Below are 4,859 nucleotides of genomic sequence, written 5' to 3' on the forward strand. Positions count from 1 at the left end.
ATTTAACCAGAAGACTTATTCATTATCAACTTATAAACTTATGGACGTCCCCCTCTTCATACTCCCCAAGATCCAAAGTCCAAATTTAATTCACTAAGCACGCTCTGCACGAACGTCCCGGTCTATATTATTCCCTCCATAACCCCCTCTTACTTTCCCTCGTTTCCCGCCTACCATTTAAAACCGACCAATCCCGTAATTCCCATTCGATTGTCATATTCCAATTGAAAACAAAACCGGTGGCTTCTTGGAAAAAACCCAATTCCGCCTCCTATCAAACCATATATCTTAGTTTTTTCTGATTCCTGATAATACCGTCTGGTAACATTTGATTGAGCAAGCTCAATCTCCCTGGCCCAGGTAGCTCCTCCGTAAACCATAAGAAAAACTCCTGTCCTATTTACTAATTCAATTCCAAATTTGCCATATAAGCCAGTTTCCTCTCCCTTATCTCTTTTTCCAAGACTTGTAAAATCCTCATGTGGAACTGGGTGTTCAATTAAATTGGAAGGAGTATCATCTCTTCCCAATGTAAATGGTATGCCAAATCCAAAAAGATAATTCACGCTATTATTAGTCGAATAATTGCCCGCTTCAACTCTCATATTCCCGGTTTTTGCTTCACCACCACCACCGCCTCCAATTGCTAAATACCAATTTGCCATCGCTTTTGATGATGTTGAAAAAAGCGAGAAAAGACTTAATAATATAATCAACAAAATAATTCTATTTTTCATTTGTCTCCACCCCTAATTTATTTTTTCCCCACAACCCCCTCTTATTCTCCCTCGCTTCTCGGTAAGCGCGTGGTCCGGGACGGCGTGGTCCGGGACGTCCATAAATTCATAAATATCTACCTTGCGAACAATTTAACCAGAAGACTTATTCATTATCAACTTATAAACTTATGGACGTCCCCCTCTTCCTCATCGCCCCCCCCCAAAGGACTGCCGGTCCAGAGTCCAGAATTAGAAACCTAACGATTTCGGGTCTTTGCTAAATATGGGGATCGCTTTTCCTTCAACTGAAACCCGATTTTCTTGGGCGGTTTTTCGGGCGCTGACATCAGCTGCCGGGTTGCCGACACGAGGGATCGAATCGCCTCATCATGGGTTTCAATTTTGCTTTCAAGCTCAGCCAGTTTATGGGCCAATGCCTTATGGGTCGTCAATATTTCACGGAGTCTAACGAAAGCCCGGACTACCAAGACACTGACCTGCATTGCCCGGGGAGTGCTGAGAACGGCAGCCAACATAATCGCCCCATGCTCCGTGAAGGCATACGGCGCATACCGTCTCCCTCCACGCCCCCTTTTTGAGGTCGCAAAATGCGACCTCAAATTTTTGACCTCTGCCGGATTTAATTGAAACATAAAATCCCCAGGGAAACGATCCCGGTTCCGTTTCACCTGTTCGTTCAAACGTTTGGTAGAAACGCCATAGAGCCGTGCGAGGTCAGCATCCAGCATTACCCTTTTGCCGCGGATCAACAGAATGGCTTGTTGTATGCGCTCAAGTGGCACAGGAGATTCAATTCCCTTCATTTTCTGGTACCTTTTCTTAGGGCCGAAACGACGGGTCCGGGTCTCAGATCTTTCATTTTGAAAATTTGGTCTCCACCCATGAGTTTTAATTCCTAAGTCAAACTGCCCTAATCTCCTTCATAATTTTTTCCCTCGCCAAGGCGCAAGAACGCAAATACGGTTCCACCGAAGATGCCATTATTATTTTAATAATCGAATACAGGGGGGTCAAAAGAATCTTAAGAGAGGGGAATAGCAGTCTAAAAATATCGCTTGGCGCTCTTTGCGTTTTGGTGTGGCATTTGCTCTGGAGGGCTAACGGATCACCGCACATTCTTATTCCCCACTTCTTGGAAGGCCTGGGCTTAAAATCCAGGGAAAAGGTTGTAGGGGAAATCCGAAATTTAACATATCATAGCAAAAACCTTTAAACAGGTCAAACGGTTGAAATATGAAAATCGTTACATGGGGACCCCACTTCCATTTCTTCATTGCCCCGGCTGGCGAAAGGCCGAAAGATGCAAGACTCTTCCTTCGTGTACCAGGGTAGCGCCAGAAACGAAAGGACCCTCAGCGCGCTCATTTCCCTTGGGCCCCGGGGATGGGTAAGCCTTCTTTGAAGCTTTCCGGACCCCCTCCGAAAGCGCCTGACAGAGAAAGAGGGAGGTACCTAATCTTCTTTGGACTCTCCCAGCTAGTCCAGGGCATCCAGGGCATAGCTCTGGATGATCTTTGGGAAAAACTTATTGAATGTCTGCTGATGGCCAAAGCACTCCAGCCCGGCTACCTCGCCGTTTATGGCCAAGAGCGGCCCGACTTGGCGGTCATCATCCCCTTGCTGGCTATGAAAGTATCCGCAGGAAGACTGCAGGCATGATAGTTCACATGGCCTCCTGCAACACCCTTTTACAGACGGTTGTAGAGGAGGATAAACGTGGACGGCCGAGGCCGGATGCGCCGACTCTCTTTGGGGGATGCGTCTTTCTTTACATGTCCTACTTAAGCTTCGCAAGCGCCGCTGGCGGCAAGGGCTCCCAGGCAGCGGCGTCCTCTTTTGCCTGCGCGGGGGTGCGAATGCCCGGAAGGACCGTGGATACGTTCGGATTGGAGACACAGAAGCGGATCGCCACTTCGGCTGCAGGACGGCCCAATTCCTCGGCCACCTCCCGAAGCCTGTCCAGCCGAACGCGGAACTTCCGCATGTTCTCGGGACTCAGGACTCGGCTGCGCATGTCCTTCTCGGTAAACGTATGCGTCTCTTCGAAGCGCCCGGATAAGAAGCCGCGCTTAAGGGGTACGCGAGAGATGACGCCCACGCCCGCGGCCTTTGCTTTGGCGAATACCTCCGCCGGCTCCTGCTCCAGAATGTTATATTCCATCTGCATGGCCTCGGCCCGACCACCGGAAACGGCCAGTTCGCATTCGGGCAATGTGTTTACCGAGACCCCCCAGTGTTTCATCTTGCCCTGGGCCTTGTATTTGTCGAGAACATCGAAGCTCATCTCCTTTTCCAGGTCCTCCACGCTGGGGTTGTGGAGCAGGTAGAGATCGAACGCCTCCACGCCCAGGCGCTTGAGGCTTCCCTCCACGCAGCCGCGAATGTAGTCGGGGGAGAATTCTCGCTTGCGCGTAATCATGTTATTTCCGCCCTTGGTGCAGATTAGGATGTCATCCCGATCGGATCGCTCCTTTAGGAACTTTCCGATGATGATCTCACTCCGATGCTCCAGGCCATAGGCGTCGGAGGTATCGATGAAGTTCATTCCGGCGTCGACTGCCGCGTGAAGCGCACGGATGCTTTCGGCATCGTCCACGGGGCCGTAGAAGCCCCCTATGGCGATGGTTCCAAAGCCGATGACGCTTACTTCGAGTCCGGTGCGTCCGAGGATACGTTTTTCCATATCGTGTCCCTCCCCTGAATGAGATTGGGAAAACAAATGAACTACCCCGCCGCAAGCGGCGGGGAATTTACCCTAAGAGAAAATTAAAATTCGTCCGGGGTGGAATATACGAAAAATTGAGTTGCGTGTCAAACAATAATGGTTTGCCGTTTGGGGTCAGGCATCGGTAATAAGGTATTCTTTCTCCCTCCTCCTAAGGCAAAAACAGCACGCGTGTGCATGCGGGGGCTTTAATCTTGATATTCCTTGATTCCCCCCGAATTCAGAGTCTCAAACGACAAAAATATTTGAATTGATGAGGGATCTGGGGGCAGATCTTTATTCTTGACAATTTGGTCTCCATCCATGAGTTTTGATTCCTAAGTCAAATCGCCCTAATCTCCTTCATCGGGTCAGCGATCTTTATGAAACTCGTTACATATGACCGGTATTCGTCGATGAACTGATCGCGGAATTTGAAGATGTTCATGAAGTCTCCCGGAAACCAATGAGATTTTTCTATCTTAAATCCGTTCGGCGCAGAAGACCCTGAAACATTAAAGAGAGTACATCATCCTATGGATTTTCTCCGCCCTTCTGAGAATCCTTTTTCCTATATTCCCGCCGATCAATACAGGCATCGTAAGTTGTGCGGTCGATCGGTATCCAATCTGTTTTATCGATCCCTCGGCGATTACGCGTCGTTGGACTTAGGGGAAATGCGCAAGTAGCCTTAATCCAGCGGCCTTGCTCTGCTGCAATTGTGCGGAGCTCGGCAGCTACTTCCGAAAGGTCTTGGTCTTGACTGAAGATCAACGCTACGTCAAATTCCTTGCGGTGGGCCATGCGGATGATGTCGATGGCCATACGAACATCAATCCCTTTTTCTTCCCCAGCAAGAAAAGTATGCTCCGTGCCATCCGGGAGTTTAACGATACGGTTGCGGTATCGCAATGGGCGGGAGTAAATATGTATTTTCTGCCAGCTCATGACGCGGAGTTTCGTCACCCAGAAATAATTCCAAAACGGATCGTCGCTCTTGTCGGGGACACCCGTATAGAAACGAATCTGAACCAATTCCCATTCTTTTGTTTGACAGATGGACCGGGAAAGCGCGACTACATCATAGTTGGGATAGGTATAACCGAAGGATTCACGTACAGAGTGGTAGAGATTTTGACCGTCGATGAAAACAACAGCACGTTTCACGAGGGGTTCAGTGGGCATAACCCCTCCTTAAAAAAAATAACCCCGTCCGGGCCGTTAAGGCGTGTCGGACGGGGAGCAAATCTAATATTATTATCGGTGAATTAAAAAAAATGTCAAGTATTTTTATCCTAAGTAAAAAATGCCCACCCCCTTTTTGATAATAACTCTTTAACTGACTCAGCATCTTTTTCTAACCTCCTGGGGAGAGGCTCAAAGATCCCATAGAAATTTGGGGCAATTATAATGAT

General features: G+C 48.6%; 5 protein-coding genes. 1 reads left to right on the forward strand and 4 read right to left on the reverse strand.

The window, feature by feature from the left end; all coding sequences use genetic code 11:
• Positions 1-170 precede the first annotated feature (170 nt).
• Both Q7V48_02100 and Q7V48_02105 read right to left on the reverse strand, forming a co-directional pair.
• Positions 171-737: a hypothetical protein gene (locus tag Q7V48_02100; GenBank protein MDO9209530.1), complete on the reverse strand. Its 567-nt coding sequence runs from the start codon at positions 735-737 to the stop codon at positions 171-173.
• Positions 738-976: 239 nt separating this feature from the next.
• Positions 977-1,543: an ORF6N domain-containing protein gene (locus Q7V48_02105; protein MDO9209531.1), complete on the reverse strand. Its 567-nt coding sequence runs from the start codon at positions 1,541-1,543 to the stop codon at positions 977-979.
• Between the two features lie 580 nt (positions 1,544-2,123).
• Between Q7V48_02105 and Q7V48_02110 the strand changes: the two genes are divergently transcribed.
• Positions 2,124-2,399, forward strand: coding sequence for a hypothetical protein (locus tag Q7V48_02110; protein MDO9209532.1), 276 nt, complete (start codon positions 2,124-2,126; stop codon positions 2,397-2,399).
• A gap of 118 nt (positions 2,400-2,517) precedes the next feature.
• Here Q7V48_02110 and Q7V48_02115 read toward each other — a convergent pair whose 3' ends face one another.
• Together Q7V48_02115 and Q7V48_02120 are read right to left on the reverse strand one after the other, a co-directional pair.
• The gene (locus tag Q7V48_02115) at positions 2,518-3,423 is read right to left on the reverse strand and encodes an aldo/keto reductase (GenBank protein MDO9209533.1); all 906 of its coding nucleotides are present in this window, start codon (positions 3,421-3,423) and stop codon (positions 2,518-2,520) included.
• Between the two features lie 555 nt (positions 3,424-3,978).
• Complete coding sequence (locus Q7V48_02120) at positions 3,979-4,629, reverse strand: NYN domain-containing protein (protein ID MDO9209534.1); 651 nt, start codon at positions 4,627-4,629, stop codon at positions 3,979-3,981.
• Between the last annotated feature and the right edge of the window lie 230 nt (positions 4,630-4,859).

The organism is Deltaproteobacteria bacterium, from assembly GCA_030654105.1.
GTDB lineage: Bacteria > Desulfobacterota > SM23-61 > SM23-61 > SM23-61 > JAHJQK01.

Coding starts and splice junctions, on each gene's coding strand:
- Q7V48_02100 (MDO9209530.1), bottom strand. CDS start 737: ATGAAAAATAGAATTATTTTGTTGATTATATTATTAAGTCTTTTCTCG.
- Q7V48_02105 (MDO9209531.1), bottom strand. CDS start 1,543: ATGAAGGGAATTGAATCTCCTGTGCCACTTGAGCGCATACAACAAGCC.
- Q7V48_02110 (MDO9209532.1), top strand. CDS start 2,124: ATGGGTAAGCCTTCTTTGAAGCTTTCCGGACCCCCTCCGAAAGCGCCT.
- Q7V48_02115 (MDO9209533.1), bottom strand. CDS start 3,423: ATGGAAAAACGTATCCTCGGACGCACCGGACTCGAAGTAAGCGTCATC.
- Q7V48_02120 (MDO9209534.1), bottom strand. CDS start 4,629: ATGCCCACTGAACCCCTCGTGAAACGTGCTGTTGTTTTCATCGACGGT.